Origin of the sequence: Streptomyces sp. CB03238, from assembly GCF_002099185.1 — a bacterium.
Lineage (GTDB): Bacteria > Actinomycetota > Actinomycetes > Streptomycetales > Streptomycetaceae > Streptomyces.
Map to the genome: position 1 here is coordinate 228,797 of NZ_NBCN01000001.1, position 24,441 is coordinate 253,237.

The 24,441-nt window shown below is 72.1% G+C and carries 21 protein-coding genes; 8 read left to right on the plus strand and 13 right to left on the minus strand.

Annotated features, from left to right (window positions below; all coding sequences use genetic code 11):
- Nucleotides 1-2: 2 nt before the first annotated feature.
- The 5 genes from BKD26_RS01045 to BKD26_RS01065 form a co-directional block, all read right to left on the minus strand.
- Entirely contained in the window at nt 3-1,049 is a 1,047-nt protein-coding gene (locus tag BKD26_RS01045; protein ID WP_084894718.1) for an ABC transporter substrate-binding protein, read from the minus strand.
- A gap of 168 nt (nt 1,050-1,217) precedes the next feature.
- Nucleotides 1,218-2,378: an acyl-CoA dehydrogenase family protein gene (locus BKD26_RS01050; RefSeq protein WP_084894720.1), complete on the minus strand. Its 1,161-nt coding sequence runs from the start codon at nt 2,376-2,378 to the stop codon at nt 1,218-1,220.
- 3 nt (nt 2,379-2,381) lie between these two features.
- Nucleotides 2,382-3,335: a hydroxymethylglutaryl-CoA lyase gene (locus BKD26_RS01055; protein ID WP_084894722.1), complete on the minus strand. Its 954-nt coding sequence runs from the start codon at nt 3,333-3,335 to the stop codon at nt 2,382-2,384.
- A complete protein-coding gene (locus BKD26_RS01060; RefSeq protein ID WP_084894724.1) occupies nt 3,332-5,272 on the minus strand; it encodes an acetyl/propionyl/methylcrotonyl-CoA carboxylase subunit alpha in 1,941 nt (646 codons plus the stop codon). Before BKD26_RS01060 ends, BKD26_RS01055 begins: the two co-directional genes overlap by 4 nt.
- An 11-nt stretch (nt 5,273-5,283) precedes the next feature.
- Nucleotides 5,284-6,900 carry a carboxyl transferase domain-containing protein gene (locus BKD26_RS01065; protein ID WP_084895307.1) on the minus strand — a complete coding sequence of 539 codons (1,617 nt, stop codon included), beginning with the start codon at nt 6,898-6,900 and terminating at the stop codon, nt 5,284-5,286.
- 78 nt (nt 6,901-6,978) lie between these two features.
- Here BKD26_RS01065 and BKD26_RS01070 point away from each other — a divergent pair, with 78 nt between their 5' ends.
- Entirely contained in the window at nt 6,979-7,557 is a 579-nt protein-coding gene (locus BKD26_RS01070; protein ID WP_084894726.1) for a TetR/AcrR family transcriptional regulator, read from the plus strand.
- A gap of 1,774 nt (nt 7,558-9,331) precedes the next feature.
- Entirely contained in the window at nt 9,332-10,090 is a 759-nt protein-coding gene (locus BKD26_RS01075) for a hypothetical protein (RefSeq protein ID WP_084894728.1), read from the plus strand.
- Nucleotides 10,091-10,093: 3 nt separating this feature from the next.
- Here BKD26_RS01075 and BKD26_RS01080 read toward each other — a convergent pair whose 3' ends face one another.
- A complete protein-coding gene (locus BKD26_RS01080; RefSeq protein ID WP_107417714.1) occupies nt 10,094-10,315 on the minus strand; it encodes a hypothetical protein in 222 nt (73 codons plus the stop codon).
- Nucleotides 10,312-10,527 carry a hypothetical protein gene (locus BKD26_RS01085; RefSeq protein ID WP_084894730.1) on the minus strand — a complete coding sequence of 72 codons (216 nt, stop codon included), beginning with the start codon at nt 10,525-10,527 and terminating at the stop codon, nt 10,312-10,314. The genes BKD26_RS01080 and BKD26_RS01085 overlap by 4 nt, the downstream gene beginning before the upstream one ends.
- A 170-nt stretch (nt 10,528-10,697) precedes the next feature.
- Between BKD26_RS01085 and BKD26_RS01090 the strand changes: the two genes are divergently transcribed.
- Both BKD26_RS01090 and BKD26_RS01095 read left to right on the plus strand, forming a co-directional pair.
- Nucleotides 10,698-10,940, plus strand: coding sequence for a winged helix-turn-helix domain-containing protein (locus BKD26_RS01090; RefSeq protein ID WP_084894732.1), 243 nt, complete (start codon nt 10,698-10,700; stop codon nt 10,938-10,940).
- A gap of 58 nt (nt 10,941-10,998) precedes the next feature.
- Nucleotides 10,999-11,766: a phosphatase gene (locus BKD26_RS01095; protein WP_084894734.1), complete on the plus strand. Its 768-nt coding sequence runs from the start codon at nt 10,999-11,001 to the stop codon at nt 11,764-11,766.
- A 16-nt stretch (nt 11,767-11,782) separates the two neighbouring features.
- Here BKD26_RS01095 and BKD26_RS01100 read toward each other — a convergent pair whose 3' ends face one another.
- The 6 genes from BKD26_RS01100 to BKD26_RS01125 all read right to left on the minus strand — a co-directional run bounded on the left by BKD26_RS01100 (nt 11,783) and on the right by BKD26_RS01125 (nt 16,571).
- Nucleotides 11,783-12,268 (minus strand): hypothetical protein, encoded by a 486-nt coding sequence (locus tag BKD26_RS01100; protein ID WP_143662593.1) that lies wholly within the window; start codon nt 12,266-12,268, stop codon nt 11,783-11,785.
- Nucleotides 12,269-12,318: 50 nt separating this feature from the next.
- Nucleotides 12,319-12,741 (minus strand): PIN domain nuclease, encoded by a 423-nt coding sequence (locus BKD26_RS01105; protein WP_084894738.1) that lies wholly within the window; start codon nt 12,739-12,741, stop codon nt 12,319-12,321.
- On the minus strand, nt 12,738-12,947 hold the full coding sequence (locus tag BKD26_RS01110; protein ID WP_084894740.1) for a type II toxin-antitoxin system VapB family antitoxin: 210 nt from the start codon (nt 12,945-12,947) through the stop codon (nt 12,738-12,740). Before BKD26_RS01110 ends, BKD26_RS01105 begins: the two co-directional genes overlap by 4 nt.
- A 69-nt stretch (nt 12,948-13,016) precedes the next feature.
- A complete protein-coding gene (gene tesB, locus BKD26_RS01115; RefSeq protein WP_084894742.1) occupies nt 13,017-13,892 on the minus strand; it encodes an acyl-CoA thioesterase II in 876 nt (291 codons plus the stop codon).
- A gap of 5 nt (nt 13,893-13,897) precedes the next feature.
- On the minus strand, nt 13,898-15,055 hold the full coding sequence (locus BKD26_RS01120; protein WP_084894744.1) for an acyl-CoA dehydrogenase family protein: 1,158 nt from the start codon (nt 15,053-15,055) through the stop codon (nt 13,898-13,900).
- Nucleotides 15,056-15,158: 103 nt separating this feature from the next.
- A complete protein-coding gene (locus tag BKD26_RS01125) occupies nt 15,159-16,571 on the minus strand; it encodes a PucR family transcriptional regulator (protein WP_241518466.1) in 1,413 nt (470 codons plus the stop codon).
- Between the two features lie 136 nt (nt 16,572-16,707).
- On the opposite strand from BKD26_RS01125, the gene speB reads away from it, so the two are divergent.
- The 4 genes from speB to BKD26_RS01145 all read left to right on the plus strand — a co-directional run bounded on the left by speB (nt 16,708) and on the right by BKD26_RS01145 (nt 24,329).
- Nucleotides 16,708-17,679, plus strand: coding sequence for an agmatinase (gene speB, locus BKD26_RS01130; RefSeq protein WP_073750950.1), 972 nt, complete (start codon nt 16,708-16,710; stop codon nt 17,677-17,679).
- 114 nt (nt 17,680-17,793) lie between these two features.
- Nucleotides 17,794-19,476, plus strand: coding sequence for a thiamine pyrophosphate-binding protein (locus BKD26_RS01135; RefSeq protein ID WP_084894748.1), 1,683 nt, complete (start codon nt 17,794-17,796; stop codon nt 19,474-19,476).
- Nucleotides 19,477-19,616: 140 nt separating this feature from the next.
- Nucleotides 19,617-20,510, plus strand: coding sequence for a serine hydrolase (locus BKD26_RS01140; protein WP_084895311.1), 894 nt, complete (start codon nt 19,617-19,619; stop codon nt 20,508-20,510).
- A gap of 105 nt (nt 20,511-20,615) precedes the next feature.
- Nucleotides 20,616-24,329 (plus strand): ABC transporter ATP-binding protein, encoded by a 3,714-nt coding sequence (locus tag BKD26_RS01145; protein WP_084894750.1) that lies wholly within the window; start codon nt 20,616-20,618, stop codon nt 24,327-24,329.
- Nucleotides 24,330-24,441 lie beyond the last annotated feature (112 nt).

Consider the following 24,441-nt stretch of genomic DNA (forward strand, 5'->3'; position numbering starts at 1 on the left):
GCTCAGGCCACCTTCTTGGCGTTCTCGATCGCCTTGGCGAGGTCCTCGAGCAGGACCGCGCACTTGTCGTACGAGTAGATCGGCTCGGTGAAGCGCGGGACGACCTGACCGGCCTTCACGGCCGGAAGCTGGGCCCAGGTCGGCTTGGACTTCAGGTCGGCGGGCTGGATGGCCTGGCTGCGGTTGTCCATCATGATGATGTCGGCCGGGTACTTGTCGAGGTTCTCCCAGCTGAGCTCCTCGAAGTAGCCCTGGGCGTTCACCTTCGGCTTCACGAACTTCACGCCCAGCTCCTCGAAGTACGCGGTGTCCGCGGACATCTTGGCGAGCGAGACGTAGAACAGCTCCGCGCTGGCCGAGCCGATCATGACGCGGATCTCCGGCCGTGCCTTGGCGGCGGCGCGCAGCGTGGCGGCGGCCTTCTCGAAGCGGGCCTTGGCGTCGACCGTCTTCTTGGCCTTCAGGTCCGCCCCGAGGGACTCGGCCAGCTCGGCGTGGCGCGCCAGGGCCTTCGGCATGGTGGTGTTGGCGGCCCACAGCGCGACGGTCGGCGCCAGCTTGACGATCTTGTCGTGGGACTGCGGCGGCAGGTACCACAGGACGTCCTTGTCCCACATCGCCGAGACCAGCAGCTCGGGCTCCAGCTTCAGGTACTCCTCGATGTTGAAGGTGCCCCAGACGTTGCCGAGGTTCTTCACCTTGGTGACGTCGAGGTCGCCGGCCTGGATGTCCGGCTTGTCCTTACCGGTCTTGGGGTCCTTGACGGTTGTCGGGCCGAAAACGCCCTTGACCTCGATGCCGTAGTCGTGCAGCGCCGCGGCGGTGCCGATGAAGGCGACGATGTTCTTCGGGGTGGACTTCAGCTCGACCGCCTTGCCGCGGTCGTCCGTGAACTTCCAGGGGCCGGACTTCTCGCCGGCCGACGAGGAGCCCTTGCTGTCCTTTTTGTCGCCACCGCAAGCGACGAGCGCGGCGCCGAGCCCGATGGCGCCGCCCGCGGCGAGCAGACCACGACGGGTGAGATGGGAGGCTCGGGCGTTGCTGGGCATGGTGGAATCGCTTTCGTACGGCCGTATTCGGCCACTGGGCAAGTTCGAAGGTAGGTTAGCCTAACCTCACGCCTTGTCCAGAGGGTGCCCCGGTGTGCGATGGAGCACGCCACGGCAGCGGCCGGCCGCCGCCCGGCGACGACGGCGGCCGCGGTGTACGCCCGCCCGTCAGGCGGAAAGCCCCAACTCCCGTGCGATCAGCATGCGCTGGACCTCGCTCGTGCCCTCGCCGATCTCCAGGATCTTCGAGTCCCGCCACATCCGGGCCACCGGATACTCATTCATGAAGCCGTAGCCGCCGTGGATCTGGGTGGCCTCGCGGGCGTTGTCGACGGCGACGGTCGACGAGTACAGCTTCGCCAGCGCCGCCTCCTTCTTGAACGGCTCGCCGCTCACCAGCCGGGAGGCGGCGTCACGCCAGCCGATGCGGGCCATGTGCGCCCGCATCTCCATGTCGGCGATCTTGAACTGGATGGCCTGGTTGTCGCCGATCGGCCGCCCGAAGGCGTGCCGCTCCTTGGCGTACTTCACCGACTCGTCCACACACCCCTGCGCCAGGCCCGTCGCCAGCGCAGAGATGGCGATCCGGCCCTCGTCGAGGATGCGCAGGAACTGGGCGTACCCCCGTCCCTCCTCGCCCAGCAGGTTCGCCGCCGGGACCCGGACGTCGGAGAAGGACAGCTCACGGGTGTCCGAGGCGTTCCAGCCGACCTTCGAGTAGGGCGCGGCGACCGTGAAGCCGGGGGTGCCGGACGGGACGATGATCGAGGAGATCAGCGGCTTGCCGTCGGGGGTGCGGCCGGTGACGGCGGTGACCGTGACCAGGCCCGTGATGTCCGTACCCGAGTTGGTGATGAAGCACTTGGAGCCGTTGATGACCCACTCGTCGCCGTCCCGGACGGCGGTGGTGCGCGTGCCGCCCGCGTCCGAGCCCGCGCCCGGCTCCGTCAGCCCGAACGCGCCCAGGATCTCGCCGCTGCACATGCGCGGCAGCCACTGCCGCTTCTGCTCCTCGGTGCCGAAGCGGTACACCGGCATCGCGCCGAGCGAGACGCCCGCCTCCAGGGTGATGGCCACGGACGAGTCCACGCGGGCCAGCTCCTCCAGGGCGATGCCGAGGGCGAGGTAGTCACCGCCCATGCCGCCGTACTCCTCCGGGAAGGGCAGGCCGAACAGGCCCATCCGCCCCATCTCGCGGACGATCTCGTACGGGAACTCATGGCGCTCGTAGAAGTCCCCGATCTTCGGGGCGACGACCTCGTGGGCGAACTCCTCGACGGTGCGCCGCAGTTCCTCGTGCTCCGGTGAGAGCCGGTGGTCCAGGGACATGACTCAGGACTCCTTGTGGGAGGCCGCGCCGCCGAGGGCGCGGACGGTGCGGGAGGGGCTGGGACGGCCCAGTTGTCCGGCCAGCCACACGCTCGTGGCGGTGAGCCGGCCGAGGTCGACCCCGGTGTCGATGCCGAGGCCGTGGAGCATCCACACGAGGTCTTCGGTGGCGAGGTTGCCGGTGGCGGACTTGGCGTACGGACAGCCGCCGAGGCCGCCGGCGGAGGCGTCGACGGTGGTGACGCCGTGCTGGAGGGCGGCGAGGGTGTTGGCGAGCGCCTGGCCGTAGGTGTCGTGGAAGTGCACGGCCAGCGCGCCCGTCGGGATGCCCGCCTCGTTCAGGGCCGTCAGCAGGCGCTGTACGTGGCCGGGCGTGGCCACGCCGATGGTGTCGCCCAGGCTCAGCTCGTCGCAGCCCATGTCCTTCAGCCGCCGGCACACGGCGACGACCTGGTCGACCGGGACGGGACCTTCCCAGGGGTCGCCGAAACACATGGACAGATAGCCGCGCACGGCGAGGCCGTGCTCCACGGCGCGGGTGACGACCGGGGCGAACATGGCGAGCGCCTCGTCCACGGTCCGGTTCAGGTTGGCCTTCGCGAACGACTCGGTGGCGCTCGCGAACACGGCCACCTCCCGCGCCCCGAGCGCCAGCGCCCGGTCCAGGCCGCGCTCGTTCGGCACGAGGACCGGCAGGCGTACGCCTTCGAGGTCCTTGACGAGCGGGAACAGCCGCTCGGCGTCGGCGAGCTGGGGCACCCACCTGGGGTGGACGAAGCTGGTCGCCTCGATCGTGGTGAGCCCGGCGTCGGCGAGGCGCCGGATGAACTCGGCCTTCACCTCGGTCGGGACGGTGCCCTGTTCGTTCTGCAGGCCGTCGCGCGCGCCCACCTCGTGGATCCGGACGCGGGCGGGAAGCCCGGGCGCGGGGACGGTCATGGGGAGTCCGGCGATCATGCTTCCTCCTCCTTGGGGATCACGACGGCCAGCACCTGGTCCATGGCGACGGTGGTGCCGGGTGTGACGTCCAGCTCGGCGACGGTGCCGTCGTGCGGGGCGGAGATGACGTGCTCCATCTTCATCGCCTCGACGACCACCAGGCCCTGCCCGGCCGTCACCTCGTCCCCGACCGCCACCTTCACCACCGTGACCGTCCCGGGCATGGGCGCGGTGAGCGAATCGGCCCCCGCGTGCGCGGTCCGGCTGAGCGACGCCTCGACGGGGTCGTGGTCCAGGACGTTCCAGCTGTCCCCGTCCCGGCCCAGCCACGTCCCGGCACGGTGGAAGGTGTGGGTGAGACCGTCCACGGTGACCGTGACCCGGTCGTCGCTCACGCGCGCGTGGCCCCGGGTCCGGTGAGCGACGGGTTCGAGTCCCGGTACGCGCAACCAGTGCGTGACCGGTACGGGCTCCCCGCCCAGCCGCCAGCCGCTGGGCACCGAGAACGGGTCCGTCCAGCCGGTGGCGTCCGCCCGGGGCCGCAGCCGGGCCTCGCGTACCGCCGCGGCGGCTTCGTACACCTCGTCGGGGACCCCGGTCGGGACCAGAGCGTCCACGTCCCGCTCCACCAGGCCCGTGTCCAGGTCGCCCGTGACGACGTCCGGGTGGGCGAGCAGACGGCGCAGGAAACCGGCGTTCGTCGGTACGCCGAGCGTGACCGTGCCGGCGAGGGCCGCCCGGAGCTTGCGCAGAGCGGTCGGGCGGTCGGGCGCGTGGACGATGACCTTCGCCAGCATCGGGTCGTACAGGCTGGAGACCTCCGTCCCCTCACTCAGACCCGAGTCCGTCCGCACCCCCTCGCCCTGTGGCTCGTCGAGCGCCAGCACCGTGCCGCCCGACGGCAGGAACCCGCGCGAAGGATCCTCCGCGCAGATACGGGCCTCGATCGCGTGCCCGGTCAGGGCGATGTCGTCCTGGGCGAACCCGAGCGGCTCCCCGGCGGCCACCCGCAGCTGCCACTCCACCAGGTCCACACCCGTGATCAGCTCGGTGACCGGGTGCTCCACCTGGAGCCGGGTGTTCATCTCCATGAAGTAGTACGCGGACGGGTCACCGCCCGGGACGATGAACTCCACCGTCCCCGCGCCCCGGTAGCCGCACGACCGGGCCGCCTGGACCGCCGCCTCGCCCATCGCCGCGCGGGTCTTCTCGTCCAGCAGGACGGACGGGGCCTCCTCGATGATCTTCTGGTGGCGGCGCTGGAGCGAGCACTCGCGCTCGCCCAGGTGGACGACATTGCCGTGCCCGTCCGCCAGCACCTGGATCTCGATGTGCCGGGGCCGGTCGATCCACCGCTCGACGAGAAGCGTGTCGTCGCCGAACGACGCCCGCGCCTCACGCCGCGCCGCCGCGATCTCCTCCAGCAGGGCCGACTCGACACGCGTGAGCCGCATGCCCTTGCCGCCGCCGCCCGCCGACGGCTTCAACAGCACCGGCATGCCGATCTCGCGCGCCGCCGCCGCCAGTTCGTCGTCGCTCAGCCCGCTCCCCGAGGAGCCCGGCACGACCGGCACACCGGCGGCCTTCACGGTCTCCTTGGCGCGGATCTTGTCACCCATGAGGGCGATGGCCTCGGCCGGCGGCCCGATGAACACCAGCCCCGCGTCCGCGCACGCCCGCGCGAAGCCGGCGTTCTCCGCCAGGAAGCCGTACCCGGGGTGGACCGCCTGCGCGCCGGTCCGGTTCGCCGCCTCCAGCAGCCGGTCCACGCGCAGATAGCTCTCGGCGGCGGCCGGCGGCCCGATCCGCACCGCCGTGTCCGCCTCCCGTACGTGCCGGGCGTCGGCGTCCGCGTCACTGAAGACGGCCACCGAGCGGATGCCGAGGGCCCGCAGCGTACGGATCACACGGACCGCGATCTCACCTCGGTTGGCCACCAGGACGGTGTCGAACATCGTCGTTCCCCTCACATCCGGAAGACGCCGAACTGGGGGTCACCCAGGGGCGCGTTGGCACAAGCGGTCAGGGCCAGACCCAGCACCTGGCGGGTCTCCAGCGGGTCGATCACACCGTCGTCCCAGAGGCGGGCCGTCGCGTAATAGGCGCTCCCCTGCTGCTCGTACTGCGCGCGGATCGGGTCCTTGAACGCCTCCTCGTCCTCGGCGGACCAGGACTCCCCGCGCGCCTCCAGCTGGTCGCGCTTGACGGTGGCGAGGACGGAGGCGGCCTGCTCACCGCCCATGACGGAGATCTTGGCGTTGGGCCACGTCCACAGGAAGCGCGGCGAGTACGCCCGGCCGCACATCGAGTAGTTGCCGGCGCCGTACGAACCGCCGACGACGACCGTCAGCTTCGGTACGCGCGTGCAGGCGACGGCCGTGACCATCTTGGCGCCGTGCTTGGCGATGCCGCCCGCCTCGTAGTCCCGGCCGACCATGAAACCGGAGATGTTCTGGAGGAAGAGCAGCGGGATGCCGCGCTGGTCGCACAGCTCGATGAAGTGCGCGCCCTTCTGGGCGGACTCGGAGAACAGGATGCCGTTGTTGGCGACGATCCCCACCGGGTGGCCATGGATCCGGGCGAAGCCGGTGACCAGCGTCTGCCCGAACTCGGCCTTGAACTCCGCGAACCGGGACCCGTCGACGATCCGGGCGATCACTTCCCGTACGTCGTAGGGGGTGCGCGAATCGACCGGCACCGCCCCGTACAGCCCCGCCGGGTCGACCTTCGGCTCCTCGGCGGGCTCCACCGACCACGGCAGCGGGTCCCGCGCGGGGAGCGTCGAGACGATGTTCCGGACGATGCGCAGCGCGTGCGCGTCGTCCTCCGCGAGGTGGTCGGTGACCCCGGACGTACGGGAGTGGACCTCGCCGCCGCCCAGCTCCTCCGCCGTGACCACCTCGCCGGTCGCGGCCTTCACCAGCGGCGGGCCGCCCAGGAAGATCGTGCCCTGGTGCCGTACGATCACGGCCTCGTCGCTCATGGCGGGCACATAGGCCCCGCCCGCCGTGCAGGACCCGAGCACCGCCGCGATCTGCGGGATGCCGGCGCCCGACATACGGGCCTGGTTGTAGAAGATCCGCCCGAAGTGCTCCCGGTCGGGGAAGACCTCGTCCTGCTTGGGCAGGAACGCCCCGCCCGAGTCCACCAGGTAGACGCAGGGGAGCCGGTTCTCCAGGGCCACCTCCTGGGCGCGGAGGTGTTTCTTGACCGTCATCGGGTAGTACGTGCCGCCCTTGACGGTCGCGTCGTTCGCCACGACGACGACCTCGCGGCCGCTCACCCGGCCGATACCGGCGATCACCCCGGCGGCCGGCGCCTGGTCGTCGTACATCCCGTTCGCCGCGAGGGGCGCGAGCTCCAGGAACGGCGAGCCGGGGTCCAGGAGGTTGTCCACGCGGTCGCGCGGCAGCAGCTTGCCGCGCGCGGTGTGCCGGGCGCGGGCCTTCTCACCGCCACCCAGGCGGGCGGCGGCCAACCGGGCGCGCAGCCCGTCGGCCAGCTCGTGGTGCGCCGCCTCATTGGCCTGCCAGGCGGCGGAGGCCGGATCTGCCGTGCTGGTCAGCACGGGCGCCTGCTGCATCATGCCCCCAGGTTAATGACCGTTAACGTATGTCCATCAGGTTAACGACCGCTAACCGCCTTGTCTAGAATCAATCCCATGAGCACCAGGACCGACGCCCCGACGCGCCGCGAACAGATCCTCAAGGAGGCCGCCCGCCTCTTCGCCGAGCGCGGCTTCCACGGCGTAGGCGTCGACGAGATAGGAGCCGCGGTCGGCATCAGCGGCCCCGGCCTCTACCGGCACTTCCCCGGCAAGGACGCCATGCTGGCCGAACTGCTGGTCGGCATCAGCGAGCGGCTCCTCGACGGCGGCCGGCGACGCGTACAGGAGGCGGCGGGCGACCCGGAGGCGCTGCTCGGCTCGCTCATCGACGGGCACATCGACTTCGCGCTCGACGACCGCCCCCTCATCACCCTGCACGACCGCGAGCTGGACCGCCTCCGGGAGGCCGACCGAAAGAGGGTGCGGCAGCTCCAGCGGCAGTACGTCGAGCTATGGGTCTCGGTGGTGCGCGAGCTGTACCCGGCGCCCCCGGAGGCGGAGGCCCGGGCCACCGTCCACGCCGTGTTCGGCCTGCTCAACTCGACCCCGCACATCGGCCTCCTCGGCCGCACCGCGATGGAGGCCCTGCTGCGGCGGCTCGCCCACGGGGCGATCGGCACCCTGGCGGCGTGAGCGTTTCGGTGTGTCGGTGACCGTGTGGGCCGCCCTCTCTCCGAGTGTGGCGGGCTCCGGCGTCCTGTAAAGGGCGCTTCGCGTCGGCTTCGCCGATGGGCTTCGCCCACCCTTGACAGGCCGCCTCCGCCCGCCTTTTCCCGCTCGGAGGGCGGCCCGGGGGAACGGGTCCACGGGGGGCGCCCCTGGCCGGTGCCGTTCGTGGCCGGGAGGCGGGTGCCGGAGGGGGCGCGGCAGTGGAATGGGGTTCTCGCTCTCGGTTCAGCGGCGGGCGGCCGTCTTTCGGTTGCGATGCAGGACCTCGCTCCGGTGGCTGGTGGGTGCGCGGGAGTGGCATGGGGTTTCTGGGCTCGGCCCGGCGGCTGCGGGCGGGTGAGGAGTCGGGGTTCAGGCGGGTGGCTGGGGTGGGGGGTGGCTGGGCCTGGGTGAAGCCGTCGGGCCGCGTACCCAGGGGTGGTGTGGCGGGGACGTGGTGGGGGTCGGGTGCCTGGTCCGTGCTGGTCTTCCGGGGGCCCGTTTGCCTAGGGGGATGCCACACGGGTCTCCTTGGTCCCATTGGCCCCCGGGTTGGGGTGTTGTGGGCGGTGTGGGACACCTCGCTGATCGTGGGTGTTGGGGTCGGGGTGTCCCATGCCGCCCACACGTCTGGCCATCCGCTACGGCTGTGACTGGAGGGGGCGGAGGGGCCGTCCTGTGGGTCGGATGACGTGTCCAGGGGTCCAATGGGACTGCCTGCGGGCTTCGCAGAGGAGCAGCGGGGAGGGGCGCCGGTGTCCGGGTCCCGTTGGACCCTCGAGGCGAGGGGCTTCCCGGGTGCCGGGCCCGACGTGGTCCCGCGACGGGGGCATGACGACGCTTGGCGTCATGCGGGCGCGGTATGCGGGACTCGAGAGTCCCTCCGGCCCCGCCTGCCTCACCAGGACGCCTCACTGGCCCCTACCGTCACATCTGCACCGAGGCTGGGGAGTTGTGGGCGGTGTAGGACACCTTTCGGCGATGAGCATCCGGGCACGGGTGTCCTATCCCGCCCACAACTCCGGTGGTCCGATACGGGTGTGACTGGAGGGGGTGAAGGGGGCGCCCCTTCTCGACTTCGAGCGCTCCGGGCGGGGGAGCAGCGGGTGTGCCCCGGCGGCCGGACGGGCCCGGCCGCGCCTGACTGTCCGGGAGGCCGTGGGCCCAGGTCCGTGCCGGAGGCCAGGCCGGGCCGGGGCCTTCACCGTCCCCGGCGCCCGGCGCCCGGCGTGCCCGCCGTGTCCTGGCCGGGCAGGGCTACGCCCTGGCACAACCCCCCACCCACCCCGGCCACCTGCCTGAACCCCGACCTCTCACCCGCCCGCAGTCGCCGAGCCGAGCCCGGATGCCCCATGCCACTGGGGCGCACCCACCACCCACCGGAGCGAGGTCTTGTGCCCTAGCCGGAAGACGGGCCGCAGCCGCTTAGCCCACCAGCCACCGCCCCATTCCACTGCCGCGCCCCTCCGGCAGCCGCCTCCCGGCCACCACGGAAGGGGGACGGTGCGCCCCCCGGATGCCCGCTCCCCGGGGGCGCCCTCCGAGAGAAAACGCGCGGGTGGAGGCGGCCTGTCAAGGGTGGCCGTAGGCCATCGGCGAAGCCGACGCGAAGCGCCCTTGACAGGGTGCCGGAGCCCGCGACTCTCGGAAGGGAGGGCGGCCCGGAACGGCAACCATGAACAGAAGGCCCACCCCCGAGCGGTAGGGTTCGGATCTTCGGTTGCGTCGGCTTCCGGAGTCCACGAAAGCAGCACCTGCGATGAACGCCGCCCAGCTGCCCTCACAGCACCGCCTCGACGCCGCCCTGAACCAGCTGGCCGTCACCTTCCGGGGCATGACCGCCCGCCCCGACGAGTCCAACTGCGAGTGCCACTGGGGCAGCGCCGAAGACCTCGCGTTGCTGAAGACGCCGGACGTGGAGCTGTACCCCGATCTCTTGAACCGTACGTGGCGGGCCTCCGACTGGACCGACTGCGGGGCCGTGCTCCGCCGCGTGCTGCCCCAGTTCTCCAGGGCGCTCGTCGGCGGTCTCCTCGAGCCCTGGGTCGGCATGTACGAGGTCGGACGCTGGTTCGCCTTCGGCCAGTGGGTGCGGTGGCCCGCCGACCACGCCGCGCCGGTGCGGGAGTTCCTGGACGCCTGGTGGGTCCACACCCTCACCGATCCGGACCCCGTCGTACCCGCGCACGAGCTGCTCGCGCTGGTCGCCGAGGCCTCCGGCACGCTCACTCCGTGGCTCGCCACCTGGGAGGCCCTCGGTCACGTCCAGGCCGCCGAACACCTGGCCAAGGCGGCGGCCCACTGGGAGGACGACCTGCTGGGGGACGAGCTCCCTTGGGCGACCTGGGACAACGGGGAAGAACTGCGGGCTGAACTCACCTCCTGGCTGGTCCGCCACGCGGCCGTCCGGCTCCGGGTCCACGGCGTTCCCGAGGAACTGCTCCACCGGATACGGCTGCTCGGCGTCACGGGCGCCGCCCGCTGGGAAGACCCCCACTGGCCGGGCCATCGGTACTGATGCCTACCGGACCGGCTCGTCCCCCGGCGGGCGGTCGGGCCGGCCGGTCGCGAGGAGGTCCAGGGCGTCCGGTGGTCTGCGGATGTGCGGTGCGCAGTCCGCACAGGCGTAGACGTTGAACCCCGGCCCCGATCCGGCGTGGACCTCGGCGACCAGCACGGGCGTCTCGGTGAACCGGTCGCACCGTACGCACATCCGCACCGGGCGGCGCGCCGCGCCGGTCACCCGGTCAGCCCGAGCAGGTACGGGCGCACCAGCGCCGTCTCGGCGCCGTCCAGCGGCTCGTCCAGCCCGTACGGCGACCGCAGCGACGGAAGGCTGGGCGGGGCCTGGACGGCCGGGCGGGTGGGGGGCGCCTCGGGGACGAGCAAGGGGGCGTGCGGGGGTGCGAACAGCGCCCTCGCCCATCGGATAAGGGCATGGATAAGCTCGGTCACGTCGGTCTGCTTTCTTCAGATCGGCCACGCCCCGGGACGGCTGCCACCGTCGCCGGGGTTCTCTGTATGACGGTACCGCTAACCGCGTCCCCCCGCTACCCACTGCGTCCTACCGCGTCGGGACGCGTCCCACAGAGTCCGTCCGCTCACCGGCGCGGCACTGTGGAGGTATGAGTGACGACCTTCCGCGTTACGAGTACGTGAAGCTGGCGGACGTCATTGCCGCCGAGATCGCCTCCGGCAAGCTGCCGAAGGGTGCTGCGCTGCCGGGCGAGCGGGCGATGACGGAGGTGTACGGCGTGAGCATCGGGACCGTGCGCCGCGCGGTCGCCGAACTCCGGAAGCGGGGCCTCGTGGCTACCCTGCCCGCGAAGGGCACGTACGTCATCGGCTCGGCCGAGTCGTCGGCGTAACCGTCCACCCGCCGAAACAGCCCAACCACTCCCCGTGGCGGGGCGGCACAATGGGGCCATGCCGATACCCAGCCGCGCCGCCCTCGTCGAGCACCTCGTCCGTACCCGGATCGCCGGAGACGTCGCCACGCCCCGCGACAACAACCTCTCCCACTACCGCAAACTGGCGAACGGCGACCGCCACTACTGGCTCGGTCTGGAGCTGGGGGACCGGTGGGCGGACGAGCAGGACGTGCTCGCCGTGATGGCGGAGCGGTGTGGGGTGAACGACGATCCGGCGCACCGGGCCGGGCAGGACACCATCGACCCGGAGCTGACCGTCGACGCCCTGGACCGGATGGCCGCGCGGTTGCGGAAGGCGGCGGCCGGGAAGCAGCGGGTGCTGTTCGCGACCGGGCACCCTGGCGCGCTGCTGGACGTGCACAGCAGAACGGCCGCCGCGCTGCGGAGCGCGGGGTGCGACATCGTGCGGATTCCGGGCGGGCTCATCGCGGACGAGGGGTACGTCGTGCAGTTCGCGGACGTGGCGGTCTTCGAGCGGGGCGCGACCCTGTGGCACACCCATTCGCCGGAGCCGATGAACGCCATCCTGGACCACCTGCATGTGCAGCCGGACCTGGTGGTGGCCGACCACGGCTGGGCGGGGCGCGCCGGGCAGCGGGGGATCGACTCGGTCGGGTTCGCCGACTGCAACGACCCGGCCCTGTTCATCGGCGAGGCCGAGGGGACGATGCAGGTCACGATCCCGCTGGACGACCACGTCGTCGACCCGCGCTTCTACGAGCCGATGACGGAGTACCTGCTGGACGCGGCCGGCCTGCTCTGAACGACGTCATGTGCCGTCAGCTCCCCTTGCGGCGCAGCCGGGTGCCCCCGGTGCCCAGCTCACCGCGCGCCGTCTCCATGAAGGCGTGTCGCCGTTCCCGCTTGGTGGCGGACAGGGGGGACAGCGACGCGTCCGCCGTGCCTTTGCGCATGCGCTCGTGCAGCGCCTCGGCGTACTCCTGCGCGGCCTGCGCCGTGTCGTGGGAGCAGACCAGTTCGACGGCCTTCTTCGCCAGCCAGAGGTCGTGCAGCGCCTCCTCGTCGGTGCCGCACGCGTCCGACAGACCGAGGTTCCTGCTGTCGAGGACCAGCTCGATTCGCTGCGCGGAGCCGAGGAAGTCCATGATGGCCGCCTTCCGCTCCGCGCGTTCCGTGGCGGACCGCTCCCATTGATGGCGCCGGTTGTCGACCCGGGTCGCGAGGTGCTGGCCTATGAGCGTGCCCAGCGTTCCCAGCAGAACTCCCGCCAGAGCCAGGGCCGTTCCGCCCGTTAATGTTTCCATGACGCCCAAGCCTGAACGATCATGACGGGAACGTCGAGCCCCCAGGCCCGTTACAAGGCGCCCGGGGGCGTCACCCACATCGTCGGCTGACCGGTGGCCCGTGCCACCGTCTCGAAGTCCGCGTCGTAGTGCAGGACGGTCAGGCCCGACAGCTCGGCGGTGGCTGCGAGCAGCAGGTCGACGGGGCCCGCACTGCGGTGTTCGCCGCGCTCGGTGAGCGCGCGCTGTACGGCGCCGGCCCGCTGGTACACGCCGTCGGGAACGGGTGTCCAGTTGAAGAGTTCGGCGAGCAAGTCCTGCTTCGCCAGCCGGTCGGCGAGGGAGCGCGCCGAGTAGAGCATCTCGATCCCGGTGATGTCGCACATGCCGATGACCCCCTCGACGAGGTGATCGCTCCAGCGCTCTCGTACGCCCTTGTTCGTCAGGATCCGGGCGGCGGCGGATGTGTCGATGAGGTGGGTGACCGGGCTCATCGACGGTAGTTGCCCTTGTCCAGCAGGACGTCGAAGTCGCCGCGCTCGCCCATGGCCGCGAGCTCTTCGAGGGCTTTGAGCCGGCGGCGGCGCTTGGCGACCTCCAGCAGGGCCGCGTTGACGGTGTCCTTTTTCGTGGTGGTGCCCAGTATCGACGCGGCCTCGCTGAGGGCGTCGTCGTCCACCTCGACGTAGAGATTCGACACGGATATATCCTCCCTATGGAGCCAGCATATGGAGCATATGCCCAGAGGGGTGGACGGGCAACGCACGCACTACCTCCGCGGGACGCGGACCACGCCCTCCTGGATGACGGAGATGGCCAGCCGCCCGTCCTGGGTGTAGATCCGCGCCTGGCCCAGGCCCCGGCCGCCCGAGGCCGACGGGGACTCCTGGTCGTACAGGAGCCACTCGTCCGCCCGGAAGGGGCGGTGGAACCACATGGCGTGGTCCAGCGACGCGCCGACGACGTCGCCGACGGCCCAGCCACCCCGCCCGTGGGCGAGGAGGACCGAGTCGAGCAGGGTCATGTCGGAGACGTACGTCGCCAGGCACACGTGCAGCAGCGGGTCGTCCGCGAGCTTGCCGTTCGTGCGGAACCACACCTGGGAGCGTGGCTCGCGGGAGGTGCCGGCCGTGCCGTACGGGGGCTCCTCGGCGTACCGCAGGTCGACCGCCGCCCGGGCCTCCAGGAGGCGGTCGACGGTGTCGGGGTGGACGAACCGGTCCGCGTACCGGGGGAGGAGCTCGGCGGCCGTCGGGAGGGTCTCGGGAGCCGGGGCGGGCGGCATGTCCGCCTGGTGCTCCAGGCCCTCCTCGTACGTCTGGAACGACGCCGACAGGTGGAAGATCGGCTGGCCGTGCTGGACGGCGACCACGCGCCGGGTGGTGAACGAGCGGCCGTCGCGGATGCGGTCCACGGTGTAGACGATCGGCGCCCCGGGGTCACCGGGGCGCAGGAAGTACGCGTGCAGGGAGTGGGCGAGCCGGTCCTCGGGGACGGTGCGGCCGGCCGCGACCAGGGCCTGGGCCGCGACCTGGCCGCCGAAGACGCGCGGGACGATCGCCGAACGCGACTGGCCCCGGAAGATGTCCTGCTCGATCCGCTCCAGGTCGAGCAGATCGAGCAGGTCGTCGAGCGCTTCGGTCACAGGGACTACAGGCCCATCGACTTGGCGATGATGGTCTTCATGATCTCGCTGGTGCCGCCGTAGATGCGGTTGACGCGGTTGTCGGCGTACAGGCGGGCGATCGGGTACTCGTTCATGTAGCCGTAGCCGCCGTGCAGCTGGAGGCAGCGGTCGATGACGCGGTGGGCGACCTCGGTGCAGAACAGCTTGGCGGACGCGGCCTCGGCGGGCGTGAGCTCGCCGGCGTCCAGGGCCTCCAGGGCGCGGTCGGCGACGGCTTCGGCGGCGTCCACCTCGGCCTGGCAGGCGGCCAGTTCGAACTTGGTGTTCTGGAAGTGGGCGACCGGCTTGCCGAAGACGGTGCGGTCCGTGACGTACTGCTGGGCGAACCGGACGGCGGCCTTGGCCTGCGCGTACGCGCCGAAGGCGATGCCCCAGCGCTCGGAGGCCAGGTTGTGGCCGAGGTAGGAGAAGCCCTTGCCCTCCTCGCCGAGCAGGTCCTCGACCGGCACCTTGACGTCGACGAAGGCCAGTTCTGCGGTGTCGGAGGTCTTCAGGCCGAGCTTGTCGAGCTTGCGGCCGATGGAGTAGCCCTCGGACTTGGTGTCGACGGCGAAGAGGGAGATGCCGAAGCGGCGGTCCTCGGCGGTGGGCGCGGAGGTGCGGGCGCAGACGATGACGCGGTCGGCGTGGACGCCACCGGTGATGAAGGTCTTGGCGCCGTTGAGGACGTAGTGCGTGCCGTCCTCGGAGAGCTTGGCGGTGGTCTTCATGCCCGCGACGTCGGAGCCGGTGCCCGGCTCGGTCATCGCCAGCGCCCACATCTCCTCGCCGGTGCAGAAGTTCGGCAGGTAGCGCTTCTTCTGCTCGTCGGTGGCGAGCATCTTGATGTACGGGAGGGCGAGCAGCACGTGCACGCCGGAGCCGCCGAACTGGACGCCCGCGCGGGAGGTCTCCTCGTACAGGACGGCCTCGAACTTGTGCGTGTCCAGACCGGCGCCGCCGAACTCCTCGGGCACGTTGATACCGAAGACGCCCAGCTCACCGAGCTTGTAGTAGAAGTCGCGCGGCGCCTGGCCCGCCGCGAACCACTCGTCGTAGACGGGGACGACCTCGGCCTCGATGAAGGCGCGAATGGTCTCCCGGAACGCCTCGTGGTCCTCGTTGAATACGGTACGGCGCACGAGCCGCCTCCTTCGGAGCTGGGTACGGTCTGGCTAAGCGCTTGCTCAGGCTTCAGGGTCGAAGTTACCCGGCGGTCACCGCGGCTGTCCAGGGTCGTTCACATCACAACCAGCGCAGCGCGAACCACAGCTCCATGCGGACCTCGGCATCGTCCAGGTCCATGGACAGCAGCGCCGCGCACCGCGCGATCCGCTGCCGGACCGTGTTGCGGTGCACGCCCAGCGCCGTGGCCGTGCGGTCCCAGTTGCCGTGCAGGGACAGCCACGCGCGCAGGGTCTCCGTCAGGGGCTCGGTGAGCGGGGCGAGGAGGGTACGGGCGTACGCGGCCGCCTCGTCGGGATCCAGCAGGGTGCCCAGCCCGCCCGAGCGGTGCCGGGCGAGCGGCAGGTGCGCCGCCCGGGCGCGGCTGAGGGTGCGGGCCGCCTGGAGGTCCGCCGCGCCCAGGTCCGACGGGTCCGCCGGGGCGCTGGCCCCGAGGGTCCAGCCCGGGTGCGGGGCGAGGTCGCGGCCGGCGGGCAGCAGGGCTCGTACGGTGCCCCCCTGGGCGTCCACCAATGGCGTGCCCAGCGGGGGCGGGACGCCCTCCCCGCGCGCGTGCACCACGGTCCACGGGGCCTCGCCCAGCAGCGGGGCGACGTCGGCGGGGGCGGCGCCCAGCAGGAGGCGGACCAGGGCGGCGGAGCGCGTGGCCTCGTCGGCGCCCTGGTGCGGGGCGGTGAGCAGCGACAGGAGGACCACCGCGACGCCCGCGATCGTATGGTCGCCCGGCTCCCGGCGCCCCGAAGCGAGGCCCAGCGCCAGGCCCTGGGTGCCGCCGAGGGCGTACGCGGCGAGATGGGCGCCGCCCACGGTGTCGGCCGCCGACGCGGGGCGGGCGCCCGTCCCGAGCACCCGCACCAACCGGGCCAGGGCGGCGGCGGCGTCCGGACCCACGGGGCGGCCCGCCGCCGCGTACTCCGTGCCGTCCGGCGCGTACAGCGCGGCCCGCCCCGCCAGCCGGGACGCCAGCGCGTGCAGCACCGCCGGCACCGGGTCGGGGCGTGCCGCGGCGGTGGCCAGCGACTGCTGCGCCTCCGTCACCCGGCGCAGCTCCCGGTGGCGCGCCTCCGCCATGAGCCGCCACACCGCGCGCCCCACCGCCGTGAACGGCGTCCTCGGTGGCACCTCCAGCAGCGGGAGCCCGCGCCGGGCGCAGGCCGCGACCAGCCCCTCCGGCACCGTGTCGTACACCGGGGTCACCCCGAAGCCGAGCGCCGCCGCGCCCGCCGCGACGACCCGGTCGACGTACCGCTCGGGGTCGGTGAGCTGCACGCCCGCCGTCATCAGCAGCTCGCCGCCCAGCAGGTACGGGTACGGGTCGGCCATCTCGGAGGTGTGCACCCAGTGCAGTTCCACATCCGGCGAGCCCACGACCAGGCGCAGCCCGAGTTCCTCGCGGGCGAGCAGCGAGGCCAGCGGGATGGGCGGTGCCGGTGGTGCCGGTGATGCCGATGCGACCGGCGAGACCTCGGGCATGGACGGTTCCTCCATCCGAAACCTGGGCAATGGAGGAAACGTACACTTCAGTGTCGCTTTGCGGCCACCTACTGTCGTCCCGACCGGCCAGGCACACTCGAAGCAGTACGAAGCGACCGAAAGAAGGCACCCGATCATGAGCAGCACCCCCGAGACGCCGCGCGGCCCCATCGACTCGTCCCGCATCCCGCGGTACGCCGGACCCGCGACGTTCGCGCGGCTGCCGCGCCTCGACGAGGTCGGCAGGGCCGATGTCGCCGTCGTCGGTGTGCCCTTCGACTCGGGAGTCTCCTACCGCCCCGGCGCCCGCTTCGGCGGCAACGCCATCCGCGAGGCGTCGCGGCTGCTGCGCCCCTACAACCCGGCGCAGGACGCCTCGCCGTTCGCGCTCGCGCAGGTCGCGGACGGCGGCGACATCGCCGTGAACCCGTTCAACATCAACGAGGCCGTGGAGACCGTCGAGGCCGCCGCCGACGAGCTGCTCGGCACCGGCGCCCGCCTGATGACGCTGGGCGGCGACCACACCATCGCGCTGCCGCTGCTGCGCTCGGTCGCCAAGAAGCACGGCCCGGTCGCCCTGCTCCACTTCGACGCCCACCTCGACACGTGGGACACCTACTTCGGCGCCGAGTACACGCACGGCACGCCGTTCCGCCGGGCCGTCGAGGAGGGCATCCTCGACACCGAGGCGCTCTCCCACGTCGGTACGCGCGGCCCGCTGTACGGCAAGCAGGACCTGACGGACGACGAGAAGATGGGCTTCGGCATCGTCACGTCGGCCGACGTCTACCGGCGCGGCGCCGACGAGGTGGCCGACCAGCTGCGCCAGCGCATCGGTGACCGGCCGCTGTACATCTCCATCGACATCGACTGCCTCGACCCGGCCCACGCCCCCGGCACCGGCACCCCCGAGGCGGGCGGCATGACCTCCCGCGAGCTGCTGGAGATTCTGCGCGGCCTGGCCTCCTGCAACCTGGTCTCCGCGGATGTCGTCGAGGTCGCCCCGGCGTACGACCACGCCGAGATCACGTCGGTCGCCGCGTCCCACACGGCGTACGAGCTGACGACGATCATGTCGCGCCAGATCGCGGCCGCCCGCCAGGCGTAGGACGGGAGGCCGGGGTACGGGGGCGGGTGCGGCGCCGCGGTTGGTTGGATGTGCCCACCCGTTCGGCCCCGGCGGAACGACGGTCCACAATCAGCCACAGCCCGGAGGGACACCTTGACCCACGACCACGACCTCGTGCTGCGGCCCACCGCCGCGCAGACCGAGGCCGCGCTCAACCCGCCGGCCGGACGCACCGGCGGGGACCTCGTCGTCGAGACGCTCGCCGGGCTCGGGGCCACCACGGTCTTCGGGCTGCCCGGCCAGCACGGGCTCGGCGTGTTCGACGCGCTGCGCCGTTCGAAGCTCCAGTACGTGGGCCTGCGCGTCGAGAACAACGCGGGGTTCGCCGCCGACGCGTACGGCCGGATCACCGGCGAGGCCGCGCCGCTCCTGCTGTCCACCGGGCCCGGCGCGCTGATGTCGCTGGCCGCGCTCCAGGAGGCGGCCGCCGCGAGCGCGCCCGTGCTCGCCATCGGCAGCCAGGTCCCGGCCGCCGGGCTGGGCGGCGGGCGCCGCGGGTACCTGCACGAGCTGCGCGACCAGCAGGCGTCGTTCCGCGACATCGTCAAGTCCGTGCACACGGTGCGTACGCAGTCGCAGATCCCGTCCGCGATCGCCGCCGCCTGGGAGTCCGCGCTGACCGCGCCACACGGCCCGGTGTGGGTGGAGATCCCGCAGGACGTGTTGCTGGCCCGGACCGTCCTCCCCGTGGTCACCGCCATGGACGCCGCCCCCGAGGACCTCCCGCCCCGCCCCGAGCTGACCGCGGTCGCCGCGCACCTGCTGGCGCACGCCGAGCGGCCCGCGATCATCGCGGGCGGCGGAGTCGTACGCTCCGACGCGTCCGGCAAGCTGCTGGCCCTGGCGGAGCGGATCAGCGCACCGGTCGTCACGACTTTCGGCGGCAAGGGCGCCTACCCCTGGGAGCACCCGCTGTCCCTGCAGTCGTGGCTGGAGGACCGGCACACCACCGACTTCCTGGAGGACGCCGACGTCCTGCTCGTCGTGGGCTCCGGGCTCGGCGAGCTGTCCTCGAACTACCACACCTTCGCCCCGCGCGGCCGGGTGATCCAGATCGAGGCCGACCTCGGCAAGCTGGAGTCCAACCACCCCGCGCTCGGCATCCACGCCGACGCGCGGCTCGCCCTCTCCGCCCTCCTGGAGACCGTGGAAGCACGGCCGGACACGGGCGCCGCCGACCGCGTACGTACCGTCCTGGACAAGGTGCGGGAGCGGATCGACGCCCAGGACCTGAGCCTGGAGCGGCGGGTCCTCGCCGCCGTACGCGAGGCCCTGCCGGACGACGCGCCCAGCTTCTGGGACATGACGATCCTCGCCTACTGGGCCTGGTCCGCCTTCGACGCCCGCCGCCCCAACACCATGCACTCCGCCCAGGGCGCCGGCGGTCTCGGCTACGCCTTCCCGGCGGCGCTCGGCGCGGCGGCGGCCGACCCCACCCGGCCGGTGCTCGCCGTCTCCGGCGACGGCGGCGCCATGTACTCGATCGCCGAGCTCGCCACGGCCAGGCAGCACGGGTCGAACGTCACGTGGCTGATCGTCGACGACGGCGGGTACGGCATCCTCCGCGAGTACATGACCGACGCCTTCGGCGAGGCCACCGGCACCGAGCTGGCCCGACCGGACTTCGTCGCGCTCGCCGGGTCGTTCGGTGTCCCGGCCGTCCGGACGACACCGGAGGCCCTGCGCGAGGACCTCGCCAAGTCCCTTGCCAGGCCCGGCCCTTCGGTCGTCGTACTCCCCGCCCTGCTGAAGATGTTCGCGCCGACGCACCTGTGACGGGAGTCGCACGGGGCTCGTCGATCCGATGAGTCCCGTGCGTACAACTTTTCGCGCGCTGCCGAGTCATGGATTGCGTGAACAGACTTTCCATATCCCGCCGCAGGCGCGGGGCCGTGTGCGCCGCGGTCGCCCTCGGGGTGCTGCTGCCGACCGCCGCCACCGTCACACCCGCCACCGCCGCGACGCCGGCCGTGGCGTGCACGTCCCAGAAGGCGGGCCTCGCCGCCAAGCTGGTCAAGGACATCAACGCCGCCCTCGCGGGCCGTAAGTCCACCACCGCGATCCTCGTGAACGACCGCGTCACCAAGACCAGCTGCGTGCTGCGGCCGGACACCCGGTTCGACTCCGCGAGCGTGGTCAAGACGACGGTGCTCGCCACCCTCCTCTGGGACGCGCAGAAGTCCAAGCGGGCGCTGACCGCGACCGAGAAGTCCCGCGCCACCGCCATGATCACCAAGTCGGACAACGACGCCACCAGCGCGCTGTGGAAGCAGCTGGGCGTGACCAAGGTCAAGGGCTTCCTCGCCGCGGCCGGCATGACCAAGACCGTCCCCGGCTCCGGCGGCTACTGGGGGCTCACCCAGATCACCGCCCGTGACCAGCAGAAGCTGCTGGCGCTGATCACCGCGAAGAACACCGTCCTCACCGACGCCTCGCGCGCCTACATCCTCGACCTGATGAACAAGGTCATCGCCTCGCAGCGCTGGGGCACCCCCGCCGGTGCGCCCAGCACCGCGAAGATCCACGTCAAGAACGGCTGGCTGCCGCGCGCCACCCACGGCTGGCGCGTCCACTCCATCGGCGCCTTCACCGGCACGGCGCACAACTACCAGATCACCGTGCTCACGCACGACAACGCGACCATGCAGGACGGCATCAACACCATCCAGGCCGTCGCCCGCGTCGTGCACACCGACCTCAACCCCACCGCCGCCCGGAGCGACGTCTTCGTCCCGCCCGCCGTCCCGCAGGAGTCCGTGCCGGCCGTTCCCGGCCGTGCCGCCCAGGACATGGTGAGCGTCACCCGCTGAGCCTGAGGTCCTAGGACCAAGGACCGTCGCGGCGGAGGGATGAAATCCGTCCGCACCCGTGTTGGTGCCTTCCGGTAGATCATATTTTCGACCGGGAGGCACCACGTGGCGGCGGCAGAGCAAGGATGGGCACGACGGCTGTCCGGGTACGCCTGGCGGTACCGGCGCAATGTGGTGCTCGCGCTCGGCTCGTCCCTCGCGGGCATGGCCGTCATGGCGATCGTCCCGCTGATCACCAAGGTCGTCATCGACGACGTCATCGGGGCCGGGACACGCTCCCTCGCCGTCTGGACCGGGCTGCTGATCGCCGCCGCGTTCGTCGTCTATGTACTGACGTACATACGCCGCTACTACGGCGGCCGCCTCGCCCTCGACGTGCAGCACGACCTGCGCACCGAGATGTACGGGACGATCACCCGGCTCGACGGGCGGCGGCAGGACGAGCTGTCCACCGGGCAGGTCGTCGGGCGCGCCACCAGCGACCTCCAGCTGATCCAGGGCCTGCTCTTCATGCTCCCGATGACCATCGGGAACTTCCTGCTCTTCCTGATCTCCCTCGTCGTCATGGCGTGGCTGTCGCTGCCGCTCACCCTCGTCGCGCTCGCCGTCGCCCCCGCGCTGTGGTTCATCGCCAAGCGCAGCCGCGTCCGCCTGCACCCCGCAACCTGGTACGCCCAGGCGCAGGCCGCGCACGTCGCGGGTGTGGTCGACGGGGCCGTGACCGGCGTACGCGTGGTCAAGGGCTTCGGGCAGGAGGACCAGGAGACCGGCAAGATCCGCGAGGCGAGCCGCAAGCTGTTCGCCGGCCGGATGCGCACCATCAAGCTGAACAGCCGCTACACCCCGGCGCTCCAGTCCGTGCCCGCGCTCGGGCAGGTCGCGATGCTGGCGCTCGGCGGCTGGCTGGCCACCCGCGGCCAGATCACCCTCGGTACGTTCGTCGCCTTCTCCACCTACCTCGCGCAGCTCGTCGGCCCGGTCCGGATGCTCGCCATGGTCCTCACCGTCGGGCAGCAGGCACGCGCGGGCGTGGAGCGTGTCCTGGAGCTCATCGACACAGAGCCGGTGATCGCGGACGGCACCAAGGAGCTGCCGGGCGACGCCCCGGCGAGCGTCGAGTTCGACGACGTGTCGTTCGCGTACGAGGACGGACGGCCCGTCCTGGACGGCTTCTCCCTGGAGATCCGCCCCGGCGAGACCGTCGCCGTCGTCGGCTCCTCCGGCAGCGGCAAGTCCACCGTCTCGATGCTCCTGCCGCGCTTCTACGACGTGACGCACGGCGCCGTCCTGGTCGGCGGGCACGATGTGCGCGAACTGACCCTGGAATCGCTGCGGGCCGCCATCGGCCTCGTACCGGAGGACAGTTTCCTCTTCTCCGACACGGTCAGGACCAACATCGCGTACGGCAAGCCCGACGCGACCGACGAGGAGATCCGTACCGCCGCCCGCGCCGCGCAGGCCGACGGGTTCATATCCGACCTGCCGGACGGCTACGACACGAAGGTCGGCGAGCACGGCCTGACCCTCTCCGGCGGGCAGCGCCAGCGCATCGCGCTGGCCCGCGCCATCCTCACCGACCCGCGGCTGCTGCTCCTGGACGACGCCACCTCGGCCGTCGACGCCCGGATCGAGCACGAGATACACGAGGCGCTGCGGTCCGTCATGGCCGGGCGCACCACCCTGCTCATCGCGCACCGCCGCTCCACCCTGAACCTCGCCGACCGGATCGCCGTCCTCGACGGCGGCCGGCTGTCCGACATCGGTACGCACGAGGAGCTGGAGCGGCGCTCGGCGCTCTACCGGCGGCTGCTGACCGACCCCGACGAGCTGGGCGGCGTCTCGCCCGGCCACGCCGTGCCCATGGAGCTGCCCGAGGACCGCACGGTACGGGAGGAGCTGGACGCCGAGTTCGACGCCGAGCGGGGCATCACGCCCGCCCTGTGGGAGCGGGAGCAGCCGGTCGCGGAGTCGGCGGCGCCGGGCGCCACGCCCGAGCTGCTCGCGCAGGTCGAGGCGCTGCCGCCCGCGACCGACACCCCGGCGGTCGACGAGGCGCGGGCGGTCACGCCCGAGGAGTCGTACGGGCTGCGCCGGCTGCTGCGCGGCTTCGGCGCGGCGCTCCTGGTCAGCCTCGGGCTCGTCGCCGTCGACGCCGGCATGGGCCTGCTGCTGCCGATCCTGATCCGGCACGGCATCGACGAGGGCGTCGAGCAGGCCGCGCTGGGCGCGGTGTGGGCGGCGTCCGCGCTGGCGCTGGTGACGGTGGTGGTGCAGTGGGCGGCGCAGACCGGTGAGATCCGGATGACCGGCCGGACCGGCGAGCGGGTCCTGTACTCCCTGCGCCTGAAGATCTTCGCGCAGCTCCAGCGCCTGGGGCTCGACTACTACGAGCGGGAGCTGACCGGCCGGATCATGACCCGGATGACGACGGACGTGGACGCCCTGTCGACGTTCCTCCAGACCGGGCTCGTGACCGCGTTCGTGTCGCTGGTGACCTTCTTCGGCATCATGGTCGCGCTCGTCGTGATCGACGTACAGCTGGCGCTGGTCGTCTTCGCGACGCTGCCGGTGCTGATCGTCGGCACGTTCTTCTTCCGCCGGTCGAGCGTGAAGGCGTACGAGCTGGCGCGGGAGCGGATCAGCGTCGTCAACGCCGACCTCCAGGAGTCGGTGTCCGGGCTGCGGATCGTGCAGGCGTTCCGGCGCGAGCGGTCGGGCGCTGAGCGGTTCGCGGCCCGCAGCGCCGAGTACCGGGCGGCGCGGGTGCGCGGCCAGTGGCTGATCTCGATCTACTTCCCGTTCGTCCAGTTCCTGTCGTCGGTGGCCGCGGCAGCCGTGCTGATCGTGGGCGCGGGGCGGGTGGAGGCGGGGACACTGACGACGGGCGCGCTGGTCGCGTACCTCCTCTACATCGACCTGTTCTTCGCGCCCGTGCAGCAGCTGTCGCAGGTCTTCGACGGCTACCAGCAGGCGGCGGTCTCGCTGGGGCGGATGCAGGAGCTGCTGCGGGAGCGCACGTCCACGGCGCCCGCTCGCAAGCCGCTCCCGGTGCCGTCCCTGCGGGGTGACATCGCCTTCGAGGACGTCTCCTTCTCGTACGGGGACGACGAGGCTGCCCTGAGCGGTGTGGACCTGCGCATCCCGGCCGGGCAGACCGTCGCGTTCGTCGGGGAGACGGGCGCCGGGAAGTCGACGCTCGTCAAGCTGGTCGCGCGCTTCTACGACCCGACGTCCGGCCGGGTCACCGCCGACGGCACGGACCTGCGGGACCTGGACCTCACGGCGTACCGGCACCGCCTCGGGGTCGTCCCCCAGGAGGCGTACCTGTTCGCCGGCACGGTCCGCGACGCCATCGCGTACGGGCGGCCCCAGGCGACGGACGCGGAGGTGGAGGCGGCGGCACGGGCCGTCGGCGCCCACGACATGATCGCCACCCTGGACGGCGGCTACCTGCACGAGGTCGCCGAACGCGGCCGCAACCTGTCGGCGGGCCAGCGGCAGCTGATCGCCCTGGCGCGCGCCGAGCTGGTCGACCCGGACGTCCTGCTGCTCGACGAGGCGACGGCCGCGCTGGACCTTGCGACCGAGGCGCAGGTCAACGCCGCCACCGACCGCCTCGCCGGCCGCCGCACCACGCTGGTCGTCGCCCACCGCCTCACCACGGCGGCCCGCGCGGACCGCGTGGTCGTCATGGACCACGGGCGCGTCACCGAGGACGGCACCCACGACGAGCTGCTGGCCCGCGGCGGCCGCTACGCGGAGCTCTGGCGCACCTTCATCGGTGAAACCCCGGCGGAGACCCCGGCGGCGACGGCGTAGGGGCCAGGGGCCAAGGGCTCCGGGGCTGCGGCGCACGCGTGTGTGAGTAGGCGCCCACGCGCGGCCTGAGTACGACCGCGCATCCGCCCGCCGCCCCCGGGCGGTGGGATGG

What these genes read in the sequence shown, in the direction of transcription:
- BKD26_RS01125 (WP_241518466.1), bottom strand. Translation starts at nt 16,571, where the DNA reads ATGCCCGAGGTCTCGCCGGTCGCATCGGCATCACCGGCACCACCGGCA.
- BKD26_RS01050 (WP_084894720.1), bottom strand. Translation starts at nt 2,378, where the DNA reads ATGTCCCTGGACCACCGGCTCTCACCGGAGCACGAGGAACTGCGGCGC.
- BKD26_RS01100 (WP_143662593.1), bottom strand. Translation starts at nt 12,268, where the DNA reads ATGGAAACATTAACGGGCGGAACGGCCCTGGCTCTGGCGGGAGTTCTG.
- BKD26_RS01055 (WP_084894722.1), bottom strand. Translation starts at nt 3,335, where the DNA reads ATGATCGCCGGACTCCCCATGACCGTCCCCGCGCCCGGGCTTCCCGCC.
- BKD26_RS01095 (WP_084894734.1), top strand. Translation starts at nt 10,999, where the DNA reads ATGCCGATACCCAGCCGCGCCGCCCTCGTCGAGCACCTCGTCCGTACC.
- BKD26_RS01090 (WP_084894732.1), top strand. Translation starts at nt 10,698, where the DNA reads ATGAGTGACGACCTTCCGCGTTACGAGTACGTGAAGCTGGCGGACGTC.
- BKD26_RS01065 (WP_084895307.1), bottom strand. Translation starts at nt 6,900, where the DNA reads ATGCAGCAGGCGCCCGTGCTGACCAGCACGGCAGATCCGGCCTCCGCC.
- BKD26_RS01075 (WP_084894728.1), top strand. Translation starts at nt 9,332, where the DNA reads ATGAACGCCGCCCAGCTGCCCTCACAGCACCGCCTCGACGCCGCCCTG.
- BKD26_RS01045 (WP_084894718.1), bottom strand. Translation starts at nt 1,049, where the DNA reads ATGCCCAGCAACGCCCGAGCCTCCCATCTCACCCGTCGTGGTCTGCTC.
- BKD26_RS01070 (WP_084894726.1), top strand. Translation starts at nt 6,979, where the DNA reads ATGAGCACCAGGACCGACGCCCCGACGCGCCGCGAACAGATCCTCAAG.
- speB (WP_073750950.1), top strand. Translation starts at nt 16,708, where the DNA reads ATGAGCAGCACCCCCGAGACGCCGCGCGGCCCCATCGACTCGTCCCGC.
- BKD26_RS01105 (WP_084894738.1), bottom strand. Translation starts at nt 12,741, where the DNA reads ATGAGCCCGGTCACCCACCTCATCGACACATCCGCCGCCGCCCGGATC.
- BKD26_RS01060 (WP_084894724.1), bottom strand. Translation starts at nt 5,272, where the DNA reads ATGTTCGACACCGTCCTGGTGGCCAACCGAGGTGAGATCGCGGTCCGT.